General features: G+C 60.8%; 22 protein-coding genes. 9 read left to right on the top strand and 13 right to left on the bottom strand.

Annotated elements, in window-relative coordinates; all coding sequences use genetic code 11:
- The first annotated feature begins 11 nt into the window (after window positions 1-11).
- Genes JZY08_RS25305 through JZY08_RS25285 form a run of 5 tightly spaced genes read left to right on the top strand, consistent with a single transcriptional unit; the run spans window position 12 to window position 5247 of the window.
- Window positions 12-953 (top strand): carbohydrate ABC transporter permease, encoded by a 942-nt coding sequence (locus JZY08_RS25305; protein WP_003499458.1) that lies wholly within the window; start codon window positions 12-14, stop codon window positions 951-953.
- The gene (locus tag JZY08_RS25300; protein WP_003499456.1) at window positions 950-1792 is read left to right on the top strand and encodes a carbohydrate ABC transporter permease; all 843 of its coding nucleotides are present in this window, start codon (window positions 950-952) and stop codon (window positions 1790-1792) included. The genes JZY08_RS25305 and JZY08_RS25300 overlap by 4 nt, the downstream gene beginning before the upstream one ends.
- Before the next feature lie 4 nt (window positions 1793-1796).
- Window positions 1797-3311, top strand: coding sequence for an argininosuccinate lyase (gene argH, locus JZY08_RS25295; RefSeq protein WP_216332201.1), 1515 nt, complete (start codon window positions 1797-1799; stop codon window positions 3309-3311).
- Window positions 3311-4351 carry an ABC transporter ATP-binding protein gene (locus JZY08_RS25290; protein ID WP_216332200.1) on the top strand — a complete coding sequence of 347 codons (1041 nt, stop codon included), beginning with the start codon at window positions 3311-3313 and terminating at the stop codon, window positions 4349-4351. The genes argH and JZY08_RS25290 overlap by 1 nt, the downstream gene beginning before the upstream one ends.
- Window positions 4348-5247: a carbohydrate kinase family protein gene (locus JZY08_RS25285; protein WP_082184763.1), complete on the top strand. Its 900-nt coding sequence runs from the start codon at window positions 4348-4350 to the stop codon at window positions 5245-5247. The genes JZY08_RS25290 and JZY08_RS25285 overlap by 4 nt, the downstream gene beginning before the upstream one ends.
- A gap of 12 nt (window positions 5248-5259) precedes the next feature.
- On the opposite strand, the gene betC is transcribed toward JZY08_RS25285, so the two are convergent.
- Window positions 5260-6774 carry a choline-sulfatase gene (betC, locus tag JZY08_RS25280; protein WP_216332199.1) on the bottom strand — a complete coding sequence of 505 codons (1515 nt, stop codon included), beginning with the start codon at window positions 6772-6774 and terminating at the stop codon, window positions 5260-5262.
- A 14-nt stretch (window positions 6775-6788) separates the two neighbouring features.
- A complete protein-coding gene (locus tag JZY08_RS25275; RefSeq protein ID WP_216332197.1) occupies window positions 6789-7742 on the bottom strand; it encodes a choline ABC transporter substrate-binding protein in 954 nt (317 codons plus the stop codon).
- A 94-nt stretch (window positions 7743-7836) separates the two neighbouring features.
- On the opposite strand from JZY08_RS25275, the gene JZY08_RS25270 reads away from it, so the two are divergent.
- A complete protein-coding gene (locus JZY08_RS25270) occupies window positions 7837-8733 on the top strand; it encodes a LysR family transcriptional regulator (protein WP_216332195.1) in 897 nt (298 codons plus the stop codon).
- Between the two features lie 30 nt (window positions 8734-8763).
- On the opposite strand, the gene JZY08_RS25265 is transcribed toward JZY08_RS25270, so the two are convergent.
- The 6 genes from JZY08_RS25265 to JZY08_RS25240 all read right to left on the bottom strand — a co-directional run bounded on the left by JZY08_RS25265 (window position 8764) and on the right by JZY08_RS25240 (window position 14734).
- Window positions 8764-10215 (bottom strand): aldehyde dehydrogenase, encoded by a 1452-nt coding sequence (locus JZY08_RS25265; protein ID WP_216332193.1) that lies wholly within the window; start codon window positions 10213-10215, stop codon window positions 8764-8766.
- A 16-nt stretch (window positions 10216-10231) separates the two neighbouring features.
- Window positions 10232-10954: an ABC transporter ATP-binding protein gene (locus JZY08_RS25260; protein WP_216332192.1), complete on the bottom strand. Its 723-nt coding sequence runs from the start codon at window positions 10952-10954 to the stop codon at window positions 10232-10234.
- Window positions 10947-11675 (bottom strand): ABC transporter ATP-binding protein, encoded by a 729-nt coding sequence (locus tag JZY08_RS25255; RefSeq protein ID WP_216332191.1) that lies wholly within the window; start codon window positions 11673-11675, stop codon window positions 10947-10949. Before JZY08_RS25255 ends, JZY08_RS25260 begins: the two co-directional genes overlap by 8 nt.
- The gene (locus JZY08_RS25250) at window positions 11672-12580 is read right to left on the bottom strand and encodes a branched-chain amino acid ABC transporter permease (RefSeq protein ID WP_216332190.1); all 909 of its coding nucleotides are present in this window, start codon (window positions 12578-12580) and stop codon (window positions 11672-11674) included. The genes JZY08_RS25255 and JZY08_RS25250 overlap by 4 nt, the downstream gene beginning before the upstream one ends.
- Window positions 12577-13449: a branched-chain amino acid ABC transporter permease gene (locus tag JZY08_RS25245; RefSeq protein WP_137039752.1), complete on the bottom strand. Its 873-nt coding sequence runs from the start codon at window positions 13447-13449 to the stop codon at window positions 12577-12579. The genes JZY08_RS25250 and JZY08_RS25245 overlap by 4 nt, the downstream gene beginning before the upstream one ends.
- A 70-nt stretch (window positions 13450-13519) precedes the next feature.
- A complete protein-coding gene (locus tag JZY08_RS25240) occupies window positions 13520-14734 on the bottom strand; it encodes an amino acid ABC transporter substrate-binding protein (RefSeq protein ID WP_216332189.1) in 1215 nt (404 codons plus the stop codon).
- Between the two features lie 133 nt (window positions 14735-14867).
- Here JZY08_RS25240 and JZY08_RS25235 point away from each other — a divergent pair, with 133 nt between their 5' ends.
- On the top strand, window positions 14868-15743 hold the full coding sequence (locus JZY08_RS25235) for a helix-turn-helix transcriptional regulator (protein WP_216332188.1): 876 nt from the start codon (window positions 14868-14870) through the stop codon (window positions 15741-15743).
- Window positions 15744-15872: 129 nt separating this feature from the next.
- The gene (locus JZY08_RS25230; protein ID WP_080600467.1) at window positions 15873-16049 is read left to right on the top strand and encodes a hypothetical protein; all 177 of its coding nucleotides are present in this window, start codon (window positions 15873-15875) and stop codon (window positions 16047-16049) included.
- A gap of 226 nt (window positions 16050-16275) precedes the next feature.
- Here the strand turns inward: JZY08_RS25230 and katG are convergent, their stop codons facing one another.
- Window positions 16276-18447 (bottom strand): catalase/peroxidase HPI, encoded by a 2172-nt coding sequence (katG, locus tag JZY08_RS25225; protein ID WP_216332187.1) that lies wholly within the window; start codon window positions 18445-18447, stop codon window positions 16276-16278.
- 215 nt (window positions 18448-18662) lie between these two features.
- On the opposite strand from katG, the gene JZY08_RS25220 reads away from it, so the two are divergent.
- Window positions 18663-19583, top strand: a complete 921-nt coding sequence (locus tag JZY08_RS25220; RefSeq protein WP_216332185.1) for a hydrogen peroxide-inducible genes activator — start codon at window positions 18663-18665, stop codon at window positions 19581-19583.
- On the opposite strand, the gene JZY08_RS25215 is transcribed toward JZY08_RS25220, so the two are convergent.
- The 4 genes from JZY08_RS25215 to JZY08_RS25200 form a co-directional block, all read right to left on the bottom strand.
- Entirely contained in the window at window positions 19563-20438 is an 876-nt protein-coding gene (locus tag JZY08_RS25215) for a DUF535 family protein (RefSeq protein ID WP_253204110.1), read from the bottom strand. The genes JZY08_RS25220 and JZY08_RS25215 overlap by 21 nt on opposite strands.
- A 244-nt stretch (window positions 20439-20682) precedes the next feature.
- Window positions 20683-21561 carry a DUF3313 domain-containing protein gene (locus tag JZY08_RS25210; RefSeq protein ID WP_003499422.1) on the bottom strand — a complete coding sequence of 293 codons (879 nt, stop codon included), beginning with the start codon at window positions 21559-21561 and terminating at the stop codon, window positions 20683-20685.
- 108 nt (window positions 21562-21669) lie between these two features.
- Window positions 21670-23004, bottom strand: coding sequence for a HAMP domain-containing sensor histidine kinase (locus tag JZY08_RS25205; RefSeq protein ID WP_216332181.1), 1335 nt, complete (start codon window positions 23002-23004; stop codon window positions 21670-21672).
- Window positions 23001-23675 (bottom strand): response regulator transcription factor, encoded by a 675-nt coding sequence (locus JZY08_RS25200; RefSeq protein ID WP_003499418.1) that lies wholly within the window; start codon window positions 23673-23675, stop codon window positions 23001-23003. The genes JZY08_RS25205 and JZY08_RS25200 overlap by 4 nt, the downstream gene beginning before the upstream one ends.
- Window positions 23676-23797 lie beyond the last annotated feature (122 nt).

The raw sequence follows: 23797 nt of genomic DNA, 5'->3' as shown, positions 1-23797 counted from the left end.
CAGGTCCAGACATGACAGCGATCGATCAACAGGGGGCGGCATCCGGCCGCCCCGGCGGCTCCTTCGGGGATCGCTTTTCCATGCGCACGAAACGGCTTGTGTGGATCTGGAGCTTTCTGGCTATCCCGATCCTGTTCTACAGCATCATCCGTTTTTACCCGACACTGCAGGCCTTCTGGCTGTCCTTCACCAACTGGGACCTGCTGCGGCCGGCAAAATTCATCGGCGTCGCCAATTACGTCAAGCTGTTCAAGGACCCGCAATTCTGGAAGGTCTTCAGGAACACCTTCACCTATCTCATCATCGGCACGCCCATCAGCCTCGTTCTGGCTTTTGTCATCGCCTTTTATCTTGATCGGGTGCGTATCCTCCACGGCTTCATCCGCGCGCTCTATTTCCTGCCGTATCTGACGACGGCAGCGGCGATGGCCTGGGTCTGGCGCTGGTTCTATCAGCCGCCGCCGATCGGCATCATCAACGACGTGTTCGGGATGATCGGAATTCCGCAGCAGCCGTTCATCCGCTCCACCGATCAGGCGCTTTATTCGGTCATGGTGACAGCCATCTGGGCGGGCCTCGGTTTCCAGATCATCATCTTCATGGCGGGTCTGCGCTCCATTCCGTCGACATTTTATGAGGCCGCGCGCATCGACGGTCTTGGCGAGTGGGCGATCCTTCGAAAGATTACGCTGCCTCTCCTGAAACCAACCACCGTCTTCCTCGTGGTCTTCTCCTCGATCGGCTTCCTGCGGATTTTCGATCAGGTCTACAACATGACCACGAACGATCCGGGCGGCCCGCTCGGCTCAACCAAACCGCTGGTGCTGATGATCTACCAGACTGCGTTCAATTCCTATGCGATGGGTTATGCCGCCGCGCAGACGGTCGTCCTGTTCACCATTCTTCTTGTCGTATCGCTGGTCCAGCTCTGGGTCCTGAGGGAAAAGAAATGAGCGAAGCGCTGCCACTCTCCCACGCCCGCATCCGCCCCGGCCGCATCCTTGCCTGGACGCTGTTGTTCATCGGCGGCCTGATCATGGTCTCGCCGCTGCTCTTCATGTTTTCGACCTCGTTCAAGACGGCGGACCAGGTCTATGACCTCCGGCTCATTCCCGCAGCACCGACGCTTGCAAACTACATAACGGTGATGGCCGACGGTCGTTTCCTACGCTGGTTCTTCAACTCCATCTTCGTTGCGGTCATCGTCACCCTTTCCAACTGCTTCTTTGACAGCCTGGTCGGTTATACGCTCGCAAAATTCGAGTTCCGCGGTCGCTACTTCATCTTCCTCGCGATCCTTTCGACGCTGATGATCCCGACGGAAATGCTTGTCATCCCGTGGTATCTGATGTCCAGCCAGCTTGGCTGGCTCGACAGCTACTGGGGCATCATGTTCCCTGGAATGATGACGGCCTTCGGCACCTTCCTGATGAAACAGTTCTTCGAGACGGTTCCGAACGACTTCATCGAGGCAGCACGCGTCGACGGGCTGAACGAATTCCAGATCTGGTGGAAGGTCGCCCTGCCGCTGGTGACGCCCGCGCTCTCCGCACTGGCAATCTTCACCTTCCTCGGCAACTGGACCGCATTCTTCTGGCCGCTCATCGTCACCACCAGCAAGGAACTCTACACCCTGCCGGTCGGCCTCTCGAGCTTTGCCGTGGAACAGCAGATCCAGTGGGAAATGATCATGACGGGCGCTGCCATTGCGACCATCCCAACCCTTATCGTCTTCATCGTCCTGCAACGCTACATCGTTCGCGGTGTGATGCTGGCAGGCCTGAAAGGATAACACCATGGCCGATATGAACCCGCGCCTGTCCGACACCAGCAAGTTTCCCGATCCTGTCTACAAGGAAACCGTGCTGCGTCCGCTTTTCGACGGCGCCAAGAACCACCATGTCGACGGTTTCCGCCGCATCGATCGCGCCCATCTGGTCATGCTGCGCGAAACCGGCATTCTCGATGCGGACACGGCAGCGAAAATCGCCGGAGCGCTTGATGACATCGACAGGACCATCAACCCGTCGGAACTGGTCTATACCGGCGAGGTCGAGGATTTCTTCTTCCTCATTGAAAAGGAACTGAAAGCCCGCATCGGTGTCGATATCGCCGGCCGCCTGCACACGGCCCGCTCGCGCAACGACATCGACCACACGCTTTTCAAGATCGGTCTGAAAGAGAAGATCGACACGCTCACCGCCAAGGCGCGGCTTCTGCTGGCGGCCCTGATCGACGCTGCCGAGCGCAATGAAAAGACGCTCATCGTCGCCTATACGCACGGGCAACCGGCCCAGCCCACCACCTTCGGCCACTATCTTTCTGCCGCCATCGAAGTGCTGATCCGGGATATCGACCGTTTCACCGAGGCACGGCGCATCGTCGATCTGTCGCCGATGGGTGCTGCCGCCATTACCACCTCGGGCTTTCCGATTGATCGGGCGCGTGTTGCAGAACTTCTCGGCTTTGCAGCACCCTTGCGCAATTCCTATTCCTGCATCGCCGCCGTCGACTATACGACGGCGACCTATGGCGCGATCGAACTGATGTTCCTGCATCTCGGCAGGCTCATTCAGGACTTCCAGTTCTGGACGAGCTTCGAAGTCGGGCAGATCTACGTGCCGAATTCGCTGGTGCAGATCTCGTCGATCATGCCGCAGAAACGAAATCCGGTCCCTATCGAACATCTGCGCCACCTTGCCAGCCAGACATTCGGGCGGGCGAGAACCATGCTCGACGTGATGCATAACACGCCCTTCACCGACATGAACGACAGCGAGGGCGAAACCCAGGGCATGGGTTACGAAGCCTTCGCCTCTGCCGGCCGGGTGCTCGATCTCCTTGCCAGCCTTGTTGGCAAGATCAGTATCGATCCGGAAAGGGTCGACCAGAATATTCGCCGGTCCTGCATCACCATCACGGAACTGGCGGATTCCCTCGTGCGCATCGAAGATCTGTCATTCCGGCAGGCCCATGAAATTGCCGCGACCGTCGCCAAGAGCGTTGTCGCGCTGAAGGGTGACCTGCCAAACGACGGTTACCAGCCGTTCCGCAAGGCGTTCCAGGAACTGACCGGACGCGAGACCGGCGTTGACGAGGAAAAGTTCAGGCAGATCGTCTCGCCCGAGCACTTCGTCGCCGTGCGCAGCCGCTTCGGCGGCCCTGCCCCAGAACCGATGCGGGAGGCGATTGCGGCCTATCGAGACAAACTCGGTGTGCTTGAGGCCGAGGCACAACGATCCGCTGACCACGAAGCGGCGAAAGCCGCAGAGCTTGCAGAGAAATTTACCGCCCTGACGGGAGCGCGATAATGGCGACAATCGAACTCAATAAACTCGTAAAGCGCTACGGCAAGGTGGAGGCGGTCAAAGGCATCGACCTTGCCATTGAAGACGGCGAATTCGTCGTTTTCGTCGGTCCCTCCGGCTGCGGCAAATCCACGACGCTGAGAATGATCGCGGGTCTGGAGGAGATTTCCGGCGGGACGCTGAGAATCGCCGGGAACGTCGTCAACGAGAAAGAACCGAAACAGCGCAACATCGCCATGGTCTTCCAGAACTATGCGATCTACCCGCATATGACGGTTCGCCAGAACATCGGCTTCGGGCTCTATACCTCAAAGCTCGACAAGGCGGAAAAGAACCGGCGTATCGAAGAGGCCGGTCGGGTGCTCGGACTTGAGGCATTGCTCGACCGTCGCCCCGCGGCCCTCTCGGGCGGCCAAAGACAGCGCGTCGCCATCGGCCGCGCCATGGTGCGCGATCCCTCAGCTTTCCTTTTCGATGAGCCTCTCTCCAATCTCGATGCACAATTGAGATCGCAGATGCGCATTGAAATCAAGCGCTTGCATCAACGTCTTAAGACGACAACCGTATACGTCACCCACGATCAGGTGGAAGCCATGACCATGGCGGACCGGATCGTCGTCATGAAGGACGGCCATATCCTGCAGGTCGGCACGCCCTCGGAGCTTTACGAGACGCCGGTGGATGTCTTCACCGCGCGGTTCATCGGCAGCCCCTCGATGAACCTGCTGCGCGGCACGAGAACAGATAACAGCGTTGCGCAGTCGGCCACGGGCGATCTGCTGATCGGCATTCGCCCGCATGATCTGCTTGTTGGAGAAGGCGAGACCAATCAAGGGGCCTTCTTCCTCGAAGGGACGGTCACCGCCGTGGAGCCGCTCGGCCCCGAAACGCTGGTTCACCTCGATACGGCCACGACGTCCGTGATCGCCACGGCGAGAGGCAAGTCCATTCCAACTGTGGGCAGCCGGTTGCAATGCCAGGCGCAGGCAGGCGCGCTCTATCTTTTCGATGCCAAGACGGAAAAGCTTCTGGGCCGCGCATGATGACGACAGTCACGGATAAATCAGCGGTCATCAGTGTTGGCCGCATCTATTGCGACCTCATTTTCACCGGGCTTGACGAATTGCCGGTGCTTGGGCGGGAACTGTTTGCCAGCGACATGGAAATCGCCGCCGGCGGCGGGGCTTTCATTGCGGCGGCCCATTTCGCCCATATCGGTCGCACGGCCACGCTGCTGGCAAGGCTCGGCACCGACACATTCTCGCGGGCCATCGGAGAGAAGATGCAGCAGAGCGGTGTGGACCTGCAATTCCTGGAGCATTCGGCGGATGCGGGGCCTCAGGTCACCGTCGCAACGGTGGTTGGCCAGGACAGGGCGTTCCTGACCCGGCGTGCCGGTGCCGCTCGCCCATCGACCCTCGATGCCGCCTTTGGCTGGAAAAGGGCCTGCCATCTGCACATCGCCGAATTCGCCACGCTTCACGAAATCCCCGATCTCGTTTCGCGTGCGAAGCATAGCGGACTGTCCGTCTCGCTCGATCCGAGCTGGGATGCCTCGCTTATTTACGACAAGGGCCTGCTCAAAGCGTGCGAAGGCGTCGACGTGTTTTTGCCCAACCTCGAAGAAGCCGAAGCGATCACGGGCCATTCCGACCCCGAGGCGGCTATCAGGGCGCTTTCCGATGCATTTCCTGTGGTCGCCCTGAAAGGCGGCGCGCAGGGCGCGTGGGTTTCCGCGCAGGCAGGACTGCACCATGCGGCGGCGAAGAGCGTCCCGGTCATCGATACGACCGGCGCGGGTGACGCGTTCAATGCCGGTTTCATCGATGCCTGGCTTCGGCGCGAGGGCGAGAAGCAATGCCTGGAGGCCGGTGTGGCGGCGGGCAGCCTTGCCGTGCAGGCCACGGGCGGCGCGCCGCGAGCCAACGCCGCCGCATAATCCCTGCCAGCGTTACTCGCCGCGCGGGTAACGCTGGTTCTCTTCCAGAACATTCAGATCCATGTGGTTGCGCATGTAGCGCTCCGACGCCTTCTGCAACGGCTGGTAGTCCCACGGATAATAGGCGCCGTTGCGCAGCGCCTTGTAGACCACCCAGCGCCGCGCCTGGCTTTCCCGCACCGATGCGTCGAAAACGGGCAGTTGCCAGCGCCGGCCGATCTCGGCGGAAAGCGATGACAGCACGTCGGCAAACTCAGGATTGTCGGCAAGGTTCGTGCGCTCCTGAGGATCAGCCTCAAGATCATAGAGCAGCGGCGGATCAGCCTCGCAGACCGAGAGCTTGTAGCGGCCGTCCCTGATGGCGACGAGCGGCGCGATCGAACCCTCGGCCGCATATTCCATCGGCACCGGGCCGCGCCCACCTGTTCCCGCAGCCAAGGCCGAGAGGTCTTCGCCATCCGTCCAGCGTTTGAGAGAGGTAATATCGAGCCCGGCCAACCCGCAGAGTGTCGGCGTTACATCCAGCGTCGAGACCGGCGCGTCGATGAGCGCCGGTTGCCAGCCGGGTGCTGCGATCATCAGGGGGACACGGGCCGAGCCCTCGAAAAAGCACATCTTGAACCATAGGCCGCGCTCGCCCAGCATATCACCATGGTCGGACAGGAAAAGGATGATCGTGTCCTCCTCCATGCGCGTCGCCTTCAGCACGTCGAGAATTTCGCCGACCTTTTCATCGATATAGGAGATGTTGGCGAAATAACCGCGCCGCGCCCGGCGTATCTCTTCCGGCGAGATATCGAAGGCTCGATGGTCGCAGGCTTCCAGCAACCGCTTCGAATGCGGGTCCTGCTCCTCGAAGGCAATCGCTTCCGACTGCGGGTCGAGCGCCGCGCAATCCTCATAAAGATCCCAGAATTTCCGCCGCGCAACATAGGGGTCATGGGGGTGGGTGAAGCTGACGGTCAGGCACCAGGGCCGGTCATCGAGGCGGCGCGACAGGTCGTATAGTTTGCGGGTGGCGTGATAGGTGACTTCGTCGTCATATTCCATCTGGTTGGTGATTTCGGCAACGCCCGCGCCGGTCACCGAACCGAGATTGTGATACCACCAGTCGATCCGCTCGCCCGGCTTGGTATAGTCAGGCGTCCAGCCGAAATCCGCCGGATAGATATCCGTCGTCAGGCGTTCCTCGAAGCCGTGCAGCTGGTCCGGCCCGACGAAATGCATCTTTCCCGAAAGGCCGGTGTAATATCCCGCCGCCCGCAGATGATGTGCATAGGTCGGAATATCGGAGGCGAATTCGGCGGCATTGTCGTAAACCCGCGTCCGGCTTGGCAATTGCCCGGACATGAAGGAAGCCCGGGCCGGTGCGCAGAGCGGGCTCGCCGTGTAGCTATTGGCAAAACGGACGGACCGCTCCGCCAACGCTTTCAGATGTGGCGCATGGAGAAAATCGGCAGGACCATCGGGAAAGAACGTCCCGTTGAACTGGTCGGCCATTAGAATCAAAATATTGGGACGCGGCATTTTACCCTACAGTCTCAAAGGCCAAGCTTGCCTTTGACGGCATCCGCACCCGGCTTGCCATCCAGCGTGTTCACGCCCTGCAGCCAGCCATCCAGCGATGTCGGATTGGCCTTCAGCCACGCCGTCGCCGCCGCCTTCGAATCCTCGCCGCCGAGAATGGAACCCATCAGGGCGTTTTCCATACCAATATCGAATTTGAGGTTCTTGAACAGCGTCGCCGCATTCGGGCATTGCTGCGGCCAGCCGGTGCGGGCGAGCGTATAGACTTCCGCGCCGCCGAAATTCGGACCGAAATAGGCGTCGCCACCCGAGAGATAGGCGATATCGATCTTCTCGTTCATCGGATGCGGCGCCCAGGCGAGAAAGACCACCGCTTTCTTGTCCCTGCCCGCCCGTTCCACCTGCGCCAGCATGGCCTGTTCGCCGGATTCGACGAGCTGCCAGCCCTTCAGGCCGAAATCATCGGCGTCGATGATCTTCTGAATATTCTGATTGGCGGGTGCGCCCGGCTCGATGCCGTAAATCTTGCTTTCAAATTCGTCGGCGTGTTTGGCAAGATCGGAAAAATCCTTCACACCCTTTTCCGCCACATAGGCGGGCACCGCCAGCGTGAATTTCGCGCCCTCAAGGTTCTTCGTCATCACCTCGGCGGCCTTGGCGGCGTTCAGATCATCAACGAAGGATTTCTGGGCGGGCATCCAGTTGCCGAGAAAGACGTCGATCTCGCCGTTTTTCATGGCCTGATAACCGATCGGCACCGACAGCGTCTTCACGTCGGCCTCATAACCCAGCGCATCCAGCAGCACCGAAGCGACGCCGTTGGTGGCGGTGATGTCGGTCCAGCCGGGATCGCTGAGGCGGATGGTCTTGCAGGCGGCATCATCGGCCGCATGAAGCGGGGTGGAGAAGGCCGCCACGGACAGGAACAGGCCGGCGGCGATGCGGTGCAGATGAGAAACGGTTTTCATTGCGGCTCCCCTTTTATTAGTCCAGTTTATTGAACACCACATTGTTTTCGCCTGTGAAGCGGGTATTTTTCGATGTCTTATATAAGGATTTTTTATGACAGACAGGCCGCTCGACCTTGGATGGATGCGGATTTTTACCGAGATCGCCCGGCGTGGCAGCCTGACGGCAGCGGCAGCATCATTGCGGCTGACCCAGCCTGCGGTCAGCTATCAGATCCGACGGCTGGAAGACGAATTGGGCGTCGCGCTTGTCCGGCGTAAACATCGCGGCATCGAACTGACGGCCGAGGGGCGAAAACTGTTCGACATCGTCTCGCGCAATGTCGATGCCATCGATCTTCTCGCGCAGCAGCTTCGCCGGACGGAAGAACGGCAGACGATACGGCTGCATACCGACTACGCCTTCTCGTCCCTCTGGTTGATCCCGCGCATGCATGGTTTTCGCGCGCTCAACCCCGATATCAACATCCAGATCGTCGCCACGCAGGATCCGCTCGGACAGGGCAAACATGACAGCGACGTGATGATCATTTTCGGCACGCGGCAGGATGCGGGCGACGGTGCGGTGCTGCTGCTTTCCGAGAAGGTTACGCCCGTCTGTTCGCCGGCGCTTCTGGCGGAGACACCGGCACCGGCAAGCGTGGCGGATTTTTCACGGCTGAAACTCATCCACCTTGAAAATACCTCGCAGACGCACTGGTTCGACTGGCCTTCCTATTTCAAGCATTTCGGCGTGCCGAGAAGCCCGGAAAACGATGGCGGCGACATCAGCTTCAACAATTACACCATGGTGGTTCAGGCAACGATCGGCGAACAGGGTTTCGCGCTCGGCTGGGCCGGGCTGGTCGATCCGCTGGTCGAGGCGGGCGTGCTGGTGACAGCAGGCCCGAGCCTTGATGCGCCGGGACGTGGTTACTGGCTGATGAGGCCGAAAAGTAATGATAGCGCTGTCCGGAAACTCACCGGCTGGCTGATTGACGAGCGGCGATGACGCCGCCCGCCGGCGTGTTTCGCTTCCTGTTCAGATCGGATAATGCAGCGGACCGTCCTGAAGCGTGACCCAGCGCAATTCGGTGAATTCCGCAATGCCCGCCGTTCCCCCGAAACGGCCGTAACCCGAGGCCTTCACCCCGCCAAAGGGCATCTGCGCCTCATCGTGAACGGTGGGGCCGTTAATGTGGCAAATGCCGCTTTCAATCCGTCCGGCAATGGCAAGCGCCCGCGCCTGATCCCTGCCGAAAATGGCAGCGGAGAGACCGAACTCGGTTTCGTTGGCGATGCTCACAGCCTCATCGATGCTTGCGGCCCGGATGATGGAAACGACCGGACCGAAACTCTCCTCCGAATAAAGCCGCATGGCCGGTGTGACGCCATCGACGGCAAGCGCATCGAGCATCGTGCCGGTTCCGCCGCCGCCGGCCACCAGGCGCGCGCCCTTGGAAACGGCATCATCCACCAGCGCCCGGATGCGGGAGGTCGCCTCGGCGCTGACCAGCGAGCCAAGCGGTGTTTTGCCATCGCGTGGATCGCCCGCCTTCAGGCTCGCCGCTTTTTTGGCGAATGCCTCCACGAAGATGTCGGCGACGCTGTCGAGCACGATGATGCGTTCCGTCGACATGCAGATCTGGCCCTGGTTCATGTAAGCGCCGAAGGCCGCGGCAGCCACCGCCGCATCGATATCGGCATCATCAAGCACGATGAAGGGGGCCTTGCCGCCAAGCTCCAGCAATGCGGGCTTCAGGTAACGGCCCGCCGTTTCGGCAATCACGCGGCCGACGCGGGTGGAACCAGTGAAATTCACCCGTCTGACGGCGGGATGGGCAATCAGCGCATCGACGATCTTCGCCGCATCTTCCGGCGCATTGGAAACCGCATTGAGCACTCCTTTGGGCAGACCGGCGGAGGCGACCGCCTCGATGATCAGCGCATGGGTGCGCGGGCAAAGCTCCGATGTCTTCATCACCACGGTGTTGCCGCAGGCAAGCGGCGTGGCGATGGAGCGTACGCCGAGAATGACCGGCGCATTCCACGGCGCCATGGACAAAACGACGCCGGCTGGCTGGCGAAGCGCCATCGCCATCGTGCCGGGGCGATTGGAAGGAATGATCTCGCCCTTGATCTGTGTGGTCAGGCTCGCCGCCTCAACCAGCATGTCGCTTGCCAGCTTCACATTAAAACCGGCCCAGGCATCCGTCGCGCCGATCTCCTCTTTCATCGCCTGCGTGATCTCAGGACCGGCGGCGAGAAGCGCCTGCGCCGCCGCAAGAAGCAGGCGGCGGCGTTCACCGGGGGACGTTGCCGACCAGACGGGAAAGGCGGCCGCTGCGGCATCCGCCGCACGCGTGGCATCCTCCAGCGTTGCCGCCGCCGCGCTGGTCGCCACATCCCCGGTGATCGGGTTGTTGCGCTCGAAACGTTTGCCGTTTGCGGCCGGGCAATGGTCGCCGCCGATGAAAAGATTGACAGTCTGCATGGTCTTCCTCCTGAATTCAGACAATGGCGGCGGTGGTGCCGCCGAGAAACGCCCGTTGCACGGCGGGATCGGCGGAGAGGGCTTCAGCCGTGCCCGCACCCACGATCCTTCCTGCTTCCAGCAAATAACCGCGATCGGCAAGTGCGAGGCTTTCGCGCACATTCTGCTCCACCAGCAGGATGGAGAGGCCGCTCCTTTTGATCTGCGCCAAAGCGGCAAACAGCTCCTGCGTGACGATGGGTGCAAGACCAAGGCTCGGCTCGTCCAGCAGCAGATAATCCGGTGCCGACATCAGAGCACGGCCGATGGCGACCATCTGCTGCTCTCCGCCGGACATGGTTCCGGCAATCTGCTGCCGCCGTTCGGCGAGACGCGGAAACAGTGCGAAAATATGCTCGCGTGTCGCCTTTTCCGCCGCGCGAGCATGGCGGGGGTTCGCGCCGAGGCGCAGGTTTTCCGCAACCGTCAGCGCCGCAAAAATTCCGCGCCCCTCGGGCACCAGCGCCACGCCGCGTTCCACGATCTGATGGGCGGGAACTGTGGCGAGGGAGGCGCCATTGACACGCACCTCCCCCGAGGCAGATGCGACAAGCCCACCGACTGCTTTCAGCAGCGACGACTTGCCCGCGCCATTGGCCCCGAGAAGCACGACCGTCTCACCCGGCGCGACATTGAGAGATATGCCGTCAACCGCGAGATGTTTGCCGTAACGGATTGTCAGTGCGTCTATTTCAAGCATGTGCCGCTCCCAGATAGGCGGAAATGACCTGTGGATCGTCAAGAACCTCCGAAGTCGGCCCGTCGGCGATTTTGCGGCCGGCAGCCATCACCACCGAACGCGGGCAGAGCGCGCGCACGGCAGCCATGATGTGTTCAACGAGCAGGATCGTCGTTCCCTCCGACGCCAGACGGCGGATCAGCGCAATCCCCTCCTGAAGCTCGGTGGGATTGAGGCCGGCCAGCCATTCGTCCAGCAACAGAAGCTTCGGTTCGCCGGCAAGCGCCCGCGCCAGTTCAAGCCGCTTCTGGTCGATATAGGTGAGATCGCCGGCCGGCATGGTCTCCCGCCCGGCAAGCCCGATCCTTTCAAGGCAGGCGCGGGCAACCCTCTCCGCCTCGAGCCGGGCCAGCCGTTGCGGCCCGAACATGGCCGACACAGCGACATTTTCAAGCAGGGAAAGCGAGGGCAGCAGCCGCACGAGCTGGAAAGTGCGCGCCACGCCGGCACGCGCGATAACATCCGGCCACCTGCCCGCTATCTCCTGCCCCTTGAGCCTAATCGAACCTTCGGTCGGCTTCAGCGCACCGGAGATCAGGTTCATCAGCGTGGTCTTGCCGGAACCGTTCGGCCCGAGCAGCCCGACGACCTCGCCCGCCTTGATGGTGAGGCCAAGACCATCGACCGCCTTCAGCCCGCCGAAAGTCTTGCGGATATCGGTGATTTCAAGAACCGTGCTCATGCGGTTTTCTCCTTCCCGCGCAACTTCTCCAGCGCCGCCAGCACGCCATCCGGAAGGACGAAGACGATGAGAATGAAAAGGCCGCCAAGGATGATGGAAAAATGGTTGGGGAAATTAGCGCCCAGCCATTCGAACAGCAGGAAGAGCGGCACTGCGCCGAGGATCGGTCCCCACCGCCGGGTTGCCCCGCCAAGCAGAGCCATGATGACGGTCAGGAACGATACCTGCGGGTTGAACACGATCGCCGGCTCGATATAAACCCAGCGCGGCGCCTGGATGGCCCCGACAAGCGTGATGATGGTGGACGAGAGCACGAACAGCGTCAGCTTGGTGCGGGCAAGATTGATGCCCGCATGCGCAGCCACGACCTCGTCATCACCGATCGCCTTCAGCGCCAGCCCCAGCTTGCTGCGATCGATCAGGATCGCCAGAAGAAGTGTCACGAGAACCAGCGCCAGCAATTGCCACAGCACGTGTTGCGGCTCCAGCGGCAGAAAGATGTAGCGCCCGAGCGTGCCCGTCACATTCACCTCATACCACGTGATGAGCTGGCGGATAAGTTCGGCAAGGCCAAAGGAAAAGATCACGAAATAAATGCCGGCGACGCGCAGCGTGGAAAGCCCGACGACAAGCGCCAGCGCCGCGCCGACGAGGGCCGCGCACAGGAGCACGAGCGGCCATGGCAAAACCTCGCTCAGCACCGCGACCGTATAGGCCCCGACACCGAAGAAGGCGACGGTGGCGAGCGAAATGTAACGCGTCGGACCCGAGAACATCGCCCAGGCGGAGGCGAGCGTCGCATAACCGAGAAGGCCGATGATGACGCCGACACCATAGGCATCGAAAAACCACGGGGAAAGCGCCAGCAGCGCAACCGCTGCAAGGCCGAGAAGAACGGGGATCATTTGCCCCTCCTTGCGAAGATGCCTTCCGGCCGCCACAGCAGCACCACGAGGAAGAGCAGATAGGTGGCGGCAAGTGTGAGGCCGGGATCGACATAAACAAGGACGAAGGTTTCCACGAGACCGAGCAGCAGGCCGGCCACCAGCGCGCCGAGCAGATTGCCGACACCGCCCATGATGACGACGACAAGCGCCTTCATGGTGAAGACCACGCCGTAAGAGGCGGAGAAGGTCTGATACATCGAGATCATCACCCCACCCGCGACGGCAAGCGCACCGCCAAGGGCAAAGCCGATTGAGGCCACACGATTGACGTCAATGCCGACCAGCGGCGCAGACCGGGGCGCAAGCGCCACCGCGCGCAGGTTGAGACCCCAGCGGCTATGGGTGAGAGCGAGATAAAGGCCACCGCCGATTGCAACCGAGAGGCAGAAGGACAGGAGCCGGTTCAATGCCACGGTCGTGCCGAAGATATCGACGCCATCGGCAAGATAGGAATAGGAGTGATAATTGCCGCCGAAGACCACGAGCATGATGCCCTGAATGACGAAGAGCAGGCCGAAGGTCGCCAGAATGGAATCGACTTCCAGACGGCCGGAACCGCCCGAACGGCGCACCAGCGGCCGCATCATGACACGGTAGATCAGGAATGACAGGCCGTAGCCGAGCGGCACGATAATGAAGAGCGACCAGAGCGGCGAGAGGCCGTAACTGGAAAACAGCACAAAGGTGATGAAGGCAGCGGCAATCAGGACCTCGCCATAGGCGAGGTTCATGATGCGGGCGATGCCATATTGCAGCGAAAGTCCAAGCGCGATCAGCGCGTAGGTCCCTCCCAGCATCAAGCCGAAGATGAGGGTGGATAAAAACAAGGGGATCTCTCCAGTATGGGAAGTGACCGAAGCCTGCGGGCCGGGGTTTACCACCCCGGCTCGCAAGGACTTACCATTGCGGCTTCGGAACGACTGGCTTTGCCGCACCCGGCCGGTCTGCGGGGGCAATCGCCACGAAACGATCGCCCTGCCATTGCCCCGCCCACCAGAGCTGGCGAAGCTGGTTGTCCTCAAGCTTGACCGGACCGATGACGGTTTCGAAACTTCCCGTCGAAAGCTCGCCCGCAACCGCCGCCTTGTCGAGGCCGACGCGCTGGATGGACTGGGCGAGCATTTCGAGGCTCGCATAGGTGATGGCGCTTGCCCAGCTGTCCGGCTTTACGCCGATGAAGGCTTCGTGGCGCTTGAAATAGTCCTCGATCTTTGCGCTGCTGCCATCGACGCCGCCGATGCTGATCACGCCCTCATGTTTGCCATCCGACACTTTCGGGAAGATCGGGAAGGCACCGCCGACGCCGACATAGAGCACCTTCGGGTTGAACTTCGCCGTCTGCGCCTGTTTCGTCACCGCGAAACTGTCAGGCGGATAAGAAAAGGCGATGAAGCTGTCAGCCCCGCTCGCCGCCGCCTCATTGACCAGCGCTGCGAAATCGGAGGTGCCGACCGGATAGGTCTTGTCATAGGCAAGCGTAAAGCCCGCTTCCTTCAGCGCCGGCCGCGCCGCCTTGATGAGATCGATGCCGAAACCGTCGGCCACGGAAATCACCGCGACCTTGTCATTGATCTGGCCGGCAGCGCGCGCGGCTTTCAGAACGTCGGCAAGCGCATTGGCATAGTCATGGCCGCCGCCCAGCATCCAGAAGCTCTTTTTCCAGCGCGCCGCAAAATCGGGCGCCTTGTCTGTCACGCCGGTCACGGCCAGCTGCGGATACCCGAAACGGTCGTAAAGTGGCGCGACGGCGAGGTTGAACCCCGTGCCCCAGGGCGGCAGGATGAAATCGACCTTGTCCTGGCTTGCCAGGCGCTCGGTGAACCGTACCGCGTCTTCGGCAGACGAGCGGTCGTCATATTCGACCACTTCCACCGGCAGGCGCTTTCCGTCCGGCAAGGTGAGGCCGCCGGCATCGTTGACTTCCTTCACCCATAATTTGTAGTTCGGAATGGTGGTGATGCCCGCGCCCGTGGCATTGGCGCCGCTTTTGGAAACGGCGTAACCGATCTTCACCGATGTACGGTCCTGTGCATGGACATGGCCGAGCGACACTGCCGACAGGGCAGCACCGGAGAGCAGGCAGAACAGCGTTCTGCGCTTCAGACTATTCATGATTTTCCTCCCAAGGCGCGTTAGTGGGGTGGCCGTTCTCCTCAAGGCTTTCCCTGCGCTGATGAAAGTTTAGCAACGACAGGCGCATATAAAATGCACTAGTGTAGTGCATTATTGTACTTTTGGAGGATGAATGCCGCTTCACGGCCAGATAGCTGCAAACAGGGTTGAGACGACAGCGCGCATGCTCACCTCGTCGCTACGCGTGTCTGAGTTCAAACTGGAACGCGGCGGAGCCCATCTTGTCCTCCTCTCTGCCGGGGAAGCGGAGATCGTTCAGGGAGAATGGACACTTGTCATTACCGCACCGGGGCTTGCGTGGTTGCCCGCCGCCGGTCCAGTCGGCCGTCTGAGGCTCAATGCCGGCAGTCGCGGATCGCTGCTGAAAACGACCGAAATCGGCCTTGCGCACGCCATGCCGACCGGAACGAGCGCCATGACGGTGCGCAGCACATTGCAGCGCGCCCTGACACAAACGCTGACGGAAAAGGATCGGCAGGAACTGGCGGGTTATCTCGACACCATCGCGGATGAAAATTTCCGGTCGACAACCGGCTCGGATACGATCATCGCCAGCCTGTTATCCGTCACCCTTATCCGCATCTGCCAGCACGCCATGGCCGACGTTGCAGGCGCGGCTTCCACGGCGGGCAGCCTTACCGAGCGGTTTGTGCTGCTGGTCAGCCAGCACAAGCGCGATCAATGGGGCGTGGAAGACTATGCGGGGCAACTCGGCGTCAACCGTGAACGCCTCGGATTTGCGGTGCGCAAGGCGACAGGGCTTTCACCACAGGCCTATATTCACCGCGAACTGCTTTCCGAAGCCCGCGACCTTCTTCTCAATTCTTCACTGCAAGTTGCTGAAATTGCGTTTCGATTGGGATTTCAGGACCCGGGATATTTCAACCGCTTCTTCACCCGCAACGAGGGCACCTCACCCGGCCGTTTCCGGCGAATGGGGATGCGCATGCAGACGATACCGCCGCCGTCCTATGCGGCATGGCCGTGAGTTCTGTTCCATGGTTGGAATGCAAGCATTGTCATGTTGCCATGCGATCCCGCAACAAAGTAAGCCCTGGAACCTCCGCACCGGCCATCCGTTGATCTCCAGATGAATGAAATCACGAAGGAGATGACTATGAACGACAAAAAGGAACCGGGCGATTTCGCCGACAAGAAGCGCGAAGAACAGGGCCGCGGCGTCATCGTCGCGGGGCCGGATGCCCATGAAAATGAAAAGGGCGGCAAAGCGCCGTCGGGGAAAGCCGAAAAATCATCCCCGGACAAACCGATAAAGTCCTCGGACCGTAGATAAGTTGGTGAGGTTGCGCGGCTTTACATTCAAGCCAAAAACTTCTGAATCCTTCTCCTCCGTCATCCTCGGGCTTGTTCTGGGGTCCACAAATGTCTCAAGCGATTTGACGGGGATGGATCCTCGGGTCGAGTCCGAGGATGACGTCGAGTCTGGGCGGGAGTCTATCTACTTGCACCTCCCTGATTGCTCAGGAAGGTGCTTTTTATCGGGTTCGTTTCACTTCCAATCAGAGGAGGTCGAAACGGTCGGCGTTCATCACCTTCGTCCAGGCGGCGATGAAATCGCGAACGAACTTTTCCTTGTTGTCGTCCTGCGCGTAAACTTCCGCATAGGCACGCAGGATCGAGTTGGAGCCGATCACGAGGTCTACGCGCGTCGCCGTATAGCGCGTTGCTCCAGACTTGCGATCGCGGATCTCGTAGAGATTACCGCCAGTCGGAACCCAGGAATAGGCCATATCCGTCAGCGTTGCGAAGAAGTCGGTGGTGAGCGAACCGGGGGTCTGCGTGAACACACCATGGGCCGCGCCGCCGTAATTGGCGCCGATGACGCGCAGGCCGCCGATGAGAACCGTCAGTTCCGGCGCGGTGAGGCCTAGAAGCTGTGCGCGGTCCAGAAGCAGTTCTTCAGGGCTGACGACATAGTCCTTCTTTACCCAGTTGCGGAAACCATCCGCCAGCGGCTCGAGCGGTGCAAAGCTGTCCGCGTCGGTCTGCTCGGCGGAGGCATCGCCACGGCCGGGTGCGAAAGGCACGGCGATGTCGAAGCCGGCCGCTTTCGCCGCCTGTTCCACACCGTAATTGCCGGCGAGAACAATCACATCCGCAATGCTCGCGCCGATTTCACGGGCAATCGGTTCCAGAACCGAGAGCACGCGGGAAAGACGGGCGGGCTCGTTGCCTTCCCAGTCCTTCTGCGGTGCGAGGCGGATACGGGCACCATTGGCGCCGCCGCGATTGTCCGAACCACGGAAGGTGCGGGCGCTATCCCATGCGGTCGAGACCAGATCGGCAACAGGCAGACCGGAAGCAGCGATCTTCGCCTTTACCGCGGCAACGTCGTAGCTCGTGGAACCGGCCGGGATGGGATCCTGCCAGATCAGGTCTTCAGGCGGAACGTCCGGGCCGATGTAACGGGCCTTCGGGCCCATGTCGCGATGGGTCAGCTTGAACCAGGCGCGGGCGAAGACGTCGGAGAAATGGTCCTGATCGTCCTTGAACTTCAGCGAAATCTCGCGGTAGATCGGGTCGACTTTCAGGGCCATGTCGGCATCGGTCATCATCGGGATGGTGCGGATCGAGGGATCCTCGACGTCAACCGGCTTGTCCTCTTCGGCGATCGTGATCGGCGCCCATTGCGATGCACCGGCGGGGCTGTGCGTCAATGTCCACTCATGCTTGAAGAGCATGTCGAAGAAGCCGTTGTCCCACTTGGTCGGTTCGCTCGTCCACGCGCCTTCGATACCCGACACGACCGTGTCGCGGCCAATACCGCGGCCCTGGGTGTTGATCCAGCCAAGACCCTGATATTCCGGGCCTGCAGCTTCCGGATCGGGGCTGAGATTGGCGGCGCTGCCATTGCCGTGGGATTTGCCGATGGTGTGGCCACCGGCGGTGAGAGCCACGGTTTCCTCGTCATCCATGCCCATGCGGGCAAAGGTCTCGCGCATCTGCGCCGCCGTCGCCAGCGGATCGGACTTGCCGTTGACGCCTTCCGGGTTGACGTAGATGAGGCCCATCTGCACGGCGGCAAGCGGGTTTTCCAGCGTCGCGGGCTTGGTCACGTCGCCGTAACGGCCGTCGCTCGGCGCCAGCCATTCCTTTTCGTCACCCCAATAGGTGTCCTTTTCCGGTGCCCAGATATCCTCGCGACCGAAAGCGAAACCAAAGGTCTTGAGACCGGCAACATCGTAAGCGATCGTTCCGGCCAGCGCGATGAGGTCAGCCCAGGAAATCTTGTTGCCGTATTTCTTCTTGATCGGCCACAGCAGGCGGCGGCCCTTGTCGGTGTTGACATTGTCAGGCCAGGAATTCAACGGCGCAAAGCGCTGGTTGCCGGTGTTGGCGCCGCCACGACCGTCCGTTACGCGGTAGGAGCCGGCCGCATGCCAGGTAACGCGGGCCATCATGCCCACATAGCTGCCCCAGTCGGCCGGCCACCATTCCTGGCTGTCGGTCATCAGGGCGCGCAGATCGGCCTTCAGGGCCTCGACGTCGAGCGTCTTCAGCGCTTCACGGTAGTTGAAGGAGGTGCCGAGCGGATTGGTCTTGGTGTCGTGCTGATGCAGGATGTCAAGGTTCAGCGCATTCGGCCACCATTCGGTCACCGATTTACCGGAGGCCGTGTTGCCTCCATGCATGACGGGACACTTGCCAGCCGGTTTTGAAGTTGCGTCCATTTCGCCCTCCGATGGGTTTAGCAATTAAACAAAATAATCATTGCGACACGTGCAGCATGTTGGCGCCACAACCCGCAGCAGGCCATCCGATGAACACCGTATGGCGGGTTTAGCGATCCTTCATCGCTACATCCTGTTTCTGTCATGAAGATGACTAACAGCCGGGTTCCATAATTTCCAATTGTATATTCTAAAGGCTGCGATATGCTGAGCTTATGATTGCCCTTTCCATGAAACACCTCCGCTATTTCGACGCTCTGGCCAAGATCGGCCATTTCGGTCGGGCGGCGGAAGCCTGCGCCATTTCCCAGCCAGCCCTTTCGCTGCAGATCCGGGAACTTGAGGAATTGATCGGCGCGCCGCTCGTCGAACGCGGCAGCCGGCAGATCAGGCTGACGGCTCTTGGCGAGGAATTTGCCGAGCGCACCCGTTCAATCCTGCGCTCGGTGGATGAGTTGCAGGATCTGGCGCGGGCGCGACATGGTCCTCTCAGCGGCCGCCTGCGCATCGGCGTCATTCCAACCGTAGCACCCTATCTTTTACCACAGGTCATCAAGACACTCACCCGGCATTATCCCGGACTGGAGGCGCGCCCGCGTGAGGCGGTGACGCAGAAACTCATCGAGGACCTTCTGGAAGCCCGGCTGGATATGGCAATCGTCGCCCTTCCGGTGTCCGAAGCGTCGCTGGAAGAGGTCCCGCTGTTTTCAGAGGAATTCATTCTCGTGCGGCCGATGGAAGATGCGGGCATGCCGGTGCCCAGCGCCGACAAACTTGGCGAAATGCGCCTGCTGCTACTGGAGGAAGGCCATTGTTTCCGCAATCAGGCGCTGTCTTTCTGCAGCACCACCAATGCGCCGCCGCGGGTGCTGATGGAGGGCAGCTCCCTTTCGACGCTGGTGCAGATGGTCGGCGCCGGCATCGGCGTTACGCTCATCCCGCAGATGGCCGTCGATATGGAAACGCGGCAATCCACCGTTTCGGTGTTCCGGCTGGCGGAACCGCGGCCCTCGCGAACCATCGGCATGGTGTGGCGCAAGAGCAATCCGCTTTCGGCGCAATTCGCCCACATCGCCGAAATCGTCCGGGAATGCGGCCTGCAGAAACTGGGCCTCTCAGTCGCGCCCGAAACCTAGAGTGTCGCTGGAGCTGCTCTCGCAAAGTCTCTCAGCGAGGCTGAAGAATGCGAGCTTCATGTGGCTGCGCTTGTCCGCACCGCCAAGCGCGGAGACAGGCACCTTGAAACCGAAAAGGTCATCCGGTTCGGCGCAGCGTTCCCGCCAGAAGGCGTCGATATCCGCCAGCAACATTTTTTGCCGCTTCGCGCGACGGCGCGTGATCGGATGTCTGGCGTGGTCGATTGCAAAATACGCGCCTGCGTTCCCCGGCAGAAACCCTTGCAGGACCATCAGCACCGCCTCCTTCGGGCGAAGGCCCGACAGGTCGCGGGTGACAGCCACCATCTCATGTTTTGCGGCGCGCGGTCCCTGCATCCCCCCGACCACAACCGTCCAGTCTTCCCCCTGGCGCTGTGCTGCGAAAATGAACTTGACCGTCCAGAGGATGGCGTCGTCGCGCGCGCGGATCAGTCTCACCGCGAAAGCGCCCTCGTGCCGGCCACCGCAGAGATCCGCCAGGGCCAGAGTGCAGCGATACACATCGCCACGGCCACTTACGGTGCCAATCTCCACCGTCTTCCCAGCCCAAAGCGAGGCCATGGTGTCCGCTGCAAAACACTCGCTGGCGAGCACGAAATTATCCATCAGGAAATCAAGTCGCTTCCGGTAGGAGATTCTGCCCATGAGGAATTTCGACAGGGGTTTTTGAAGAAGCGCGTCATGCGGTAAAGGCAGGTTTCGCTCGACTGAAAACCGCTCGAGATACCGCCACCATCGAAAGGTCGTGAAGGGATGTGCAGCAAAGCGCATCCAGAAAAGCAGGCCTCGTTTCCAATGGGCGCGCAGGATGAAGGTGGCGATATTCCATCCCATTGAAAACCGGTGCGGCTCCGGGCAATCAACGGATGCCATCTCTGAAGCGAGGGAAATCAATTCTGATCCGGAAAGGGATTTCTCCGCCTCCAAGGCGGAAATACCTATATTCTGCATTTAATAATTCCGAATTATATTAGTAATTTATATAAGTTTCATGAGAATTTGGATCATGACTCCGCCGAGCGTGGTCGCACGACACCGATTTATGGCGCAAGTTCCAGCCCGGCAGAGCCCGGTCGTCCTATTGAGGTCGCGGCTTTGCGTCTTTTTCGGTCCATTCGGGCGGCGCACCGAACTGGTCGGCCACCATGCCCTGCAAACCGCGCGAGCGGCCGTAAGCATCGCATTCGGCATATTTGGGCTTTCCGCCCAGCGCCGATTTGATGCGGTGTCCGGACGGGAGTGACATGTCCAGGCCCTCGGATTCTTTGCCGGTAACCAGAATGCGCGCGAAGTGGTTGGCAAAATCGGCCGCAAGCCCGTAGGCATCACCGATTTGCGAAACGCGGGCGCTGTCGGTGAAGGAGTTCGCACCCTTCGACCACACGGCTGCCGCACGCTGAACGCCGGCATTGTCCACCGCCTCCGCTTCGACGGCGAGGCCGCCGAGACCGACGGGCAGGCGCGGCACGCCAACCGGCAGCACGAAGTTGCTGCCGAGCGAAACGGCTGTCGATACGCCGGCCATGGTCTTGTCGGTCGGCACCAGATCGGTAATGACGGTTCGCACCGTCATATCCGCCGGCTGACCAAGGGCGGCGATCCGGTATTTATCGCTCAAAGCCACGCAGACGGCGCGATCCAGCGCATTTGAAACAAGCGTCCGGTCCTTTTCCGATGTCACGCGCGCGGCGGCGGCGAAGGAAAAGGTGGTCGGCACGATGGCGACCGTTTTGACGGCCGCCAGCCCCTTGGCATCCACGAATATCCGTGACTTGGTGAACTTGCCCTTGGCCGGGCTGAGCTGCGCGTAGGAGGTGAGTGTCCCCCCTTCCTTGAGCGGCACGGATGTGCAGCCGGACATGATGATGGCGAATGGCAAGGTGGCAAAAGCGATATTGCGGCTGCGCGCCGTCTTATCGCCTGAAGGCCGGGGGAAGAGATTCCGCTGGTGGCTCACTGCATTACTCCGCTTGGCATGATTGCCCCTGTGCCCACACCCTACGACAGCTAAAATTGCGGCAGCATTACATGTGCGCCTCGCGAAAACCGGTGCGCAAAATTACGGTCAGAAACGGAGCCGGAAGGTGCTTCCGAAAGCCGTGCTTTCCAGAACGATCTGACCGTTGTGGTTCGCGATGATCTGCTTGACGAGGCTGAGACCAAGCCCCGCTCCCGTGCTGCGCGGCTTAACGCGATAGAATGGCTCGAATATCCGCTCCTGCTGGTCTTCGGCTATTCCCTGCCCCTCGTCGGAAATGGCAATCTCGCCGCTTGCGAGAACCGCCACGTGGATCATCCCCCTGTTTCCACCATGATCGATGGCGTTGCGCACGATGTTGCTGATGGCGCGCGGCAGCGCGAAGGGGTTGCCCTGCATCTCATGATGCGAGACCTGTGTTTCGAAGGAGATATCGTAACCCGCCGAAATCGCGAGCGGCGCAAGATCCGCAACCACGGTGCGGGCGATCTCGACCAGGTCCACCGTCTCGCGCCGGTCGTTCACCTGATCGTTGCGCTCGAAGGCCAGAAGCTGTTCGGCGGTTTCGCCAAGCCGGGCGACATCCTCCATCAGGCGTTGCTGCTCCGGCCCCGGCAGACCCTCTATGCGGGTCTGCATGATGGCAATCGGCGTTCTAAGCTCATGCGCGGCGTCGATGAGGAAACGCTGTCGCGCCCGGAACTGCTCTTCAAGCCGCTCGAGGATGCTGTTGAAGGAAAGGATCAATGGCACGACTTCCCGCGGCACGTCCTCGACGGGAAGTTTCGAGCCCGGCTGCCGCGGGTCGATCTCCGGCGCTTTTTTTACGACGGAACTGAGGCCGGAAAGCGCCCGGCGCACGATGCGTGGCACGGAGAAGAAAACCGCAGGCAGGATGACCGCCAGCAAAGGAATGTAAATCGGCGCAGTCCCTACAAGAAGTGTCAGAAACGACGCTCTTACATGCGAGCTTCCACCGAACATCACTCTGATGGGTCCCAACGCGGTGTCGATGGTTTCCGCCAGAGCAACCTCGGAAATGCCGGTACCGCCGCGAATATCGGCGTCTGTCATCATATGAACGTAGCGTGACAGTTCGGCATAGACCGCCGGCACGTTGCCATAGGTCGCCGCCCGTCCGTCAAGCGTGGAGGCCACGAACCAGAGCTTTTGATTTTCCGCCTGCAAGGCGCGCAGCGCCGGCCCCTCGGTAATGATGAGCCCCTTCTGTGGATCGAGTGAAAGCGACTCGTCAAGCGTCGCCGGCAGGTTGTCCAAGAGCCCTATGCCGGGTGAGACGACCGTCACGCCATAAATGCAAAGACCGATGATGACCACGGCGATCATGGCGGCAACGACAATGCTGAGCTGCCAGCTCAATTGCCACCATAGTGACGGATTGGACTTGCCCTGCGCTCTCATGCCTCTTCCTTCAGGAGATAACCGACGCCGCGAATATTGTGAACGCTCACGCCGGCCGAGGCGTCGAGCAGGCGTTTTCGCAGCCGCGATATATGCGCATCGAGCGCATTGGACTGGATTTCCTCCTCGTAATTGTAGACCGCGGCCTCCAGCGTCGAACGCAGCACCGATTTGCCTTTTCGTTTCGCCAGCGCGACCAGTATCATGAGCTCGCGCCTTGGCAGATCAAACGGCATCGAATTGATCGTGACGCTGAGGTGAAGCGGATCGATCACGATCCGGCCGGCCGCGACCTGCGTTGGGGCCACACTTGCCGGCCTTCTCAGGACCGCCCGTACCCGCGCCAGAAGCTCACCGATGAGAAACGGCTTGCCCAGATAGTCATCGGCGCCGCCGTCCAGTCCGGCAATCCGCTCTTCCGGTTCGTTCATCGCCGTCAACAGGATGATCGGCGTATCGATGCCGGCACGGCGCAGCTGCGGAATGAAGGTGAGCCCCTCCCCGTCAGGCAGACGACGGTCGAGCAGGATGGCGTCATAGACATGCTGGCGCGTCAGCTCCATCGCGTCGCCAAGCCACATCGTATGATCGATGACAATGCCCTGCCTGCCGAGCGTTGCCGTCAGTGCATCCGCCATTTCCTGTTCGTCTTCGATTAGCAGAAGTCTCATGCATCACCGTCCCTTCGCCATCCCTTGTCTGCCAGAAAGGTTGCGGCAGTATTGCGGCAGAGACCGCGCAGCAGGGTAATGCTGCTGCAATTGTGGGGGGCTATTCGTCATCCATCAGCCTG

The sequence above is a fragment of the Rhizobium sp. X9 genome, assembly GCF_018873185.1.
In the GTDB taxonomy this organism is placed as follows: domain Bacteria; phylum Pseudomonadota; class Alphaproteobacteria; order Rhizobiales; family Rhizobiaceae; genus Agrobacterium; species Agrobacterium oryzihabitans.
The sequence above is the reverse complement of the archived record's forward strand: the minus strand, read 5'-3'. Positions and strand labels throughout refer to the sequence as shown.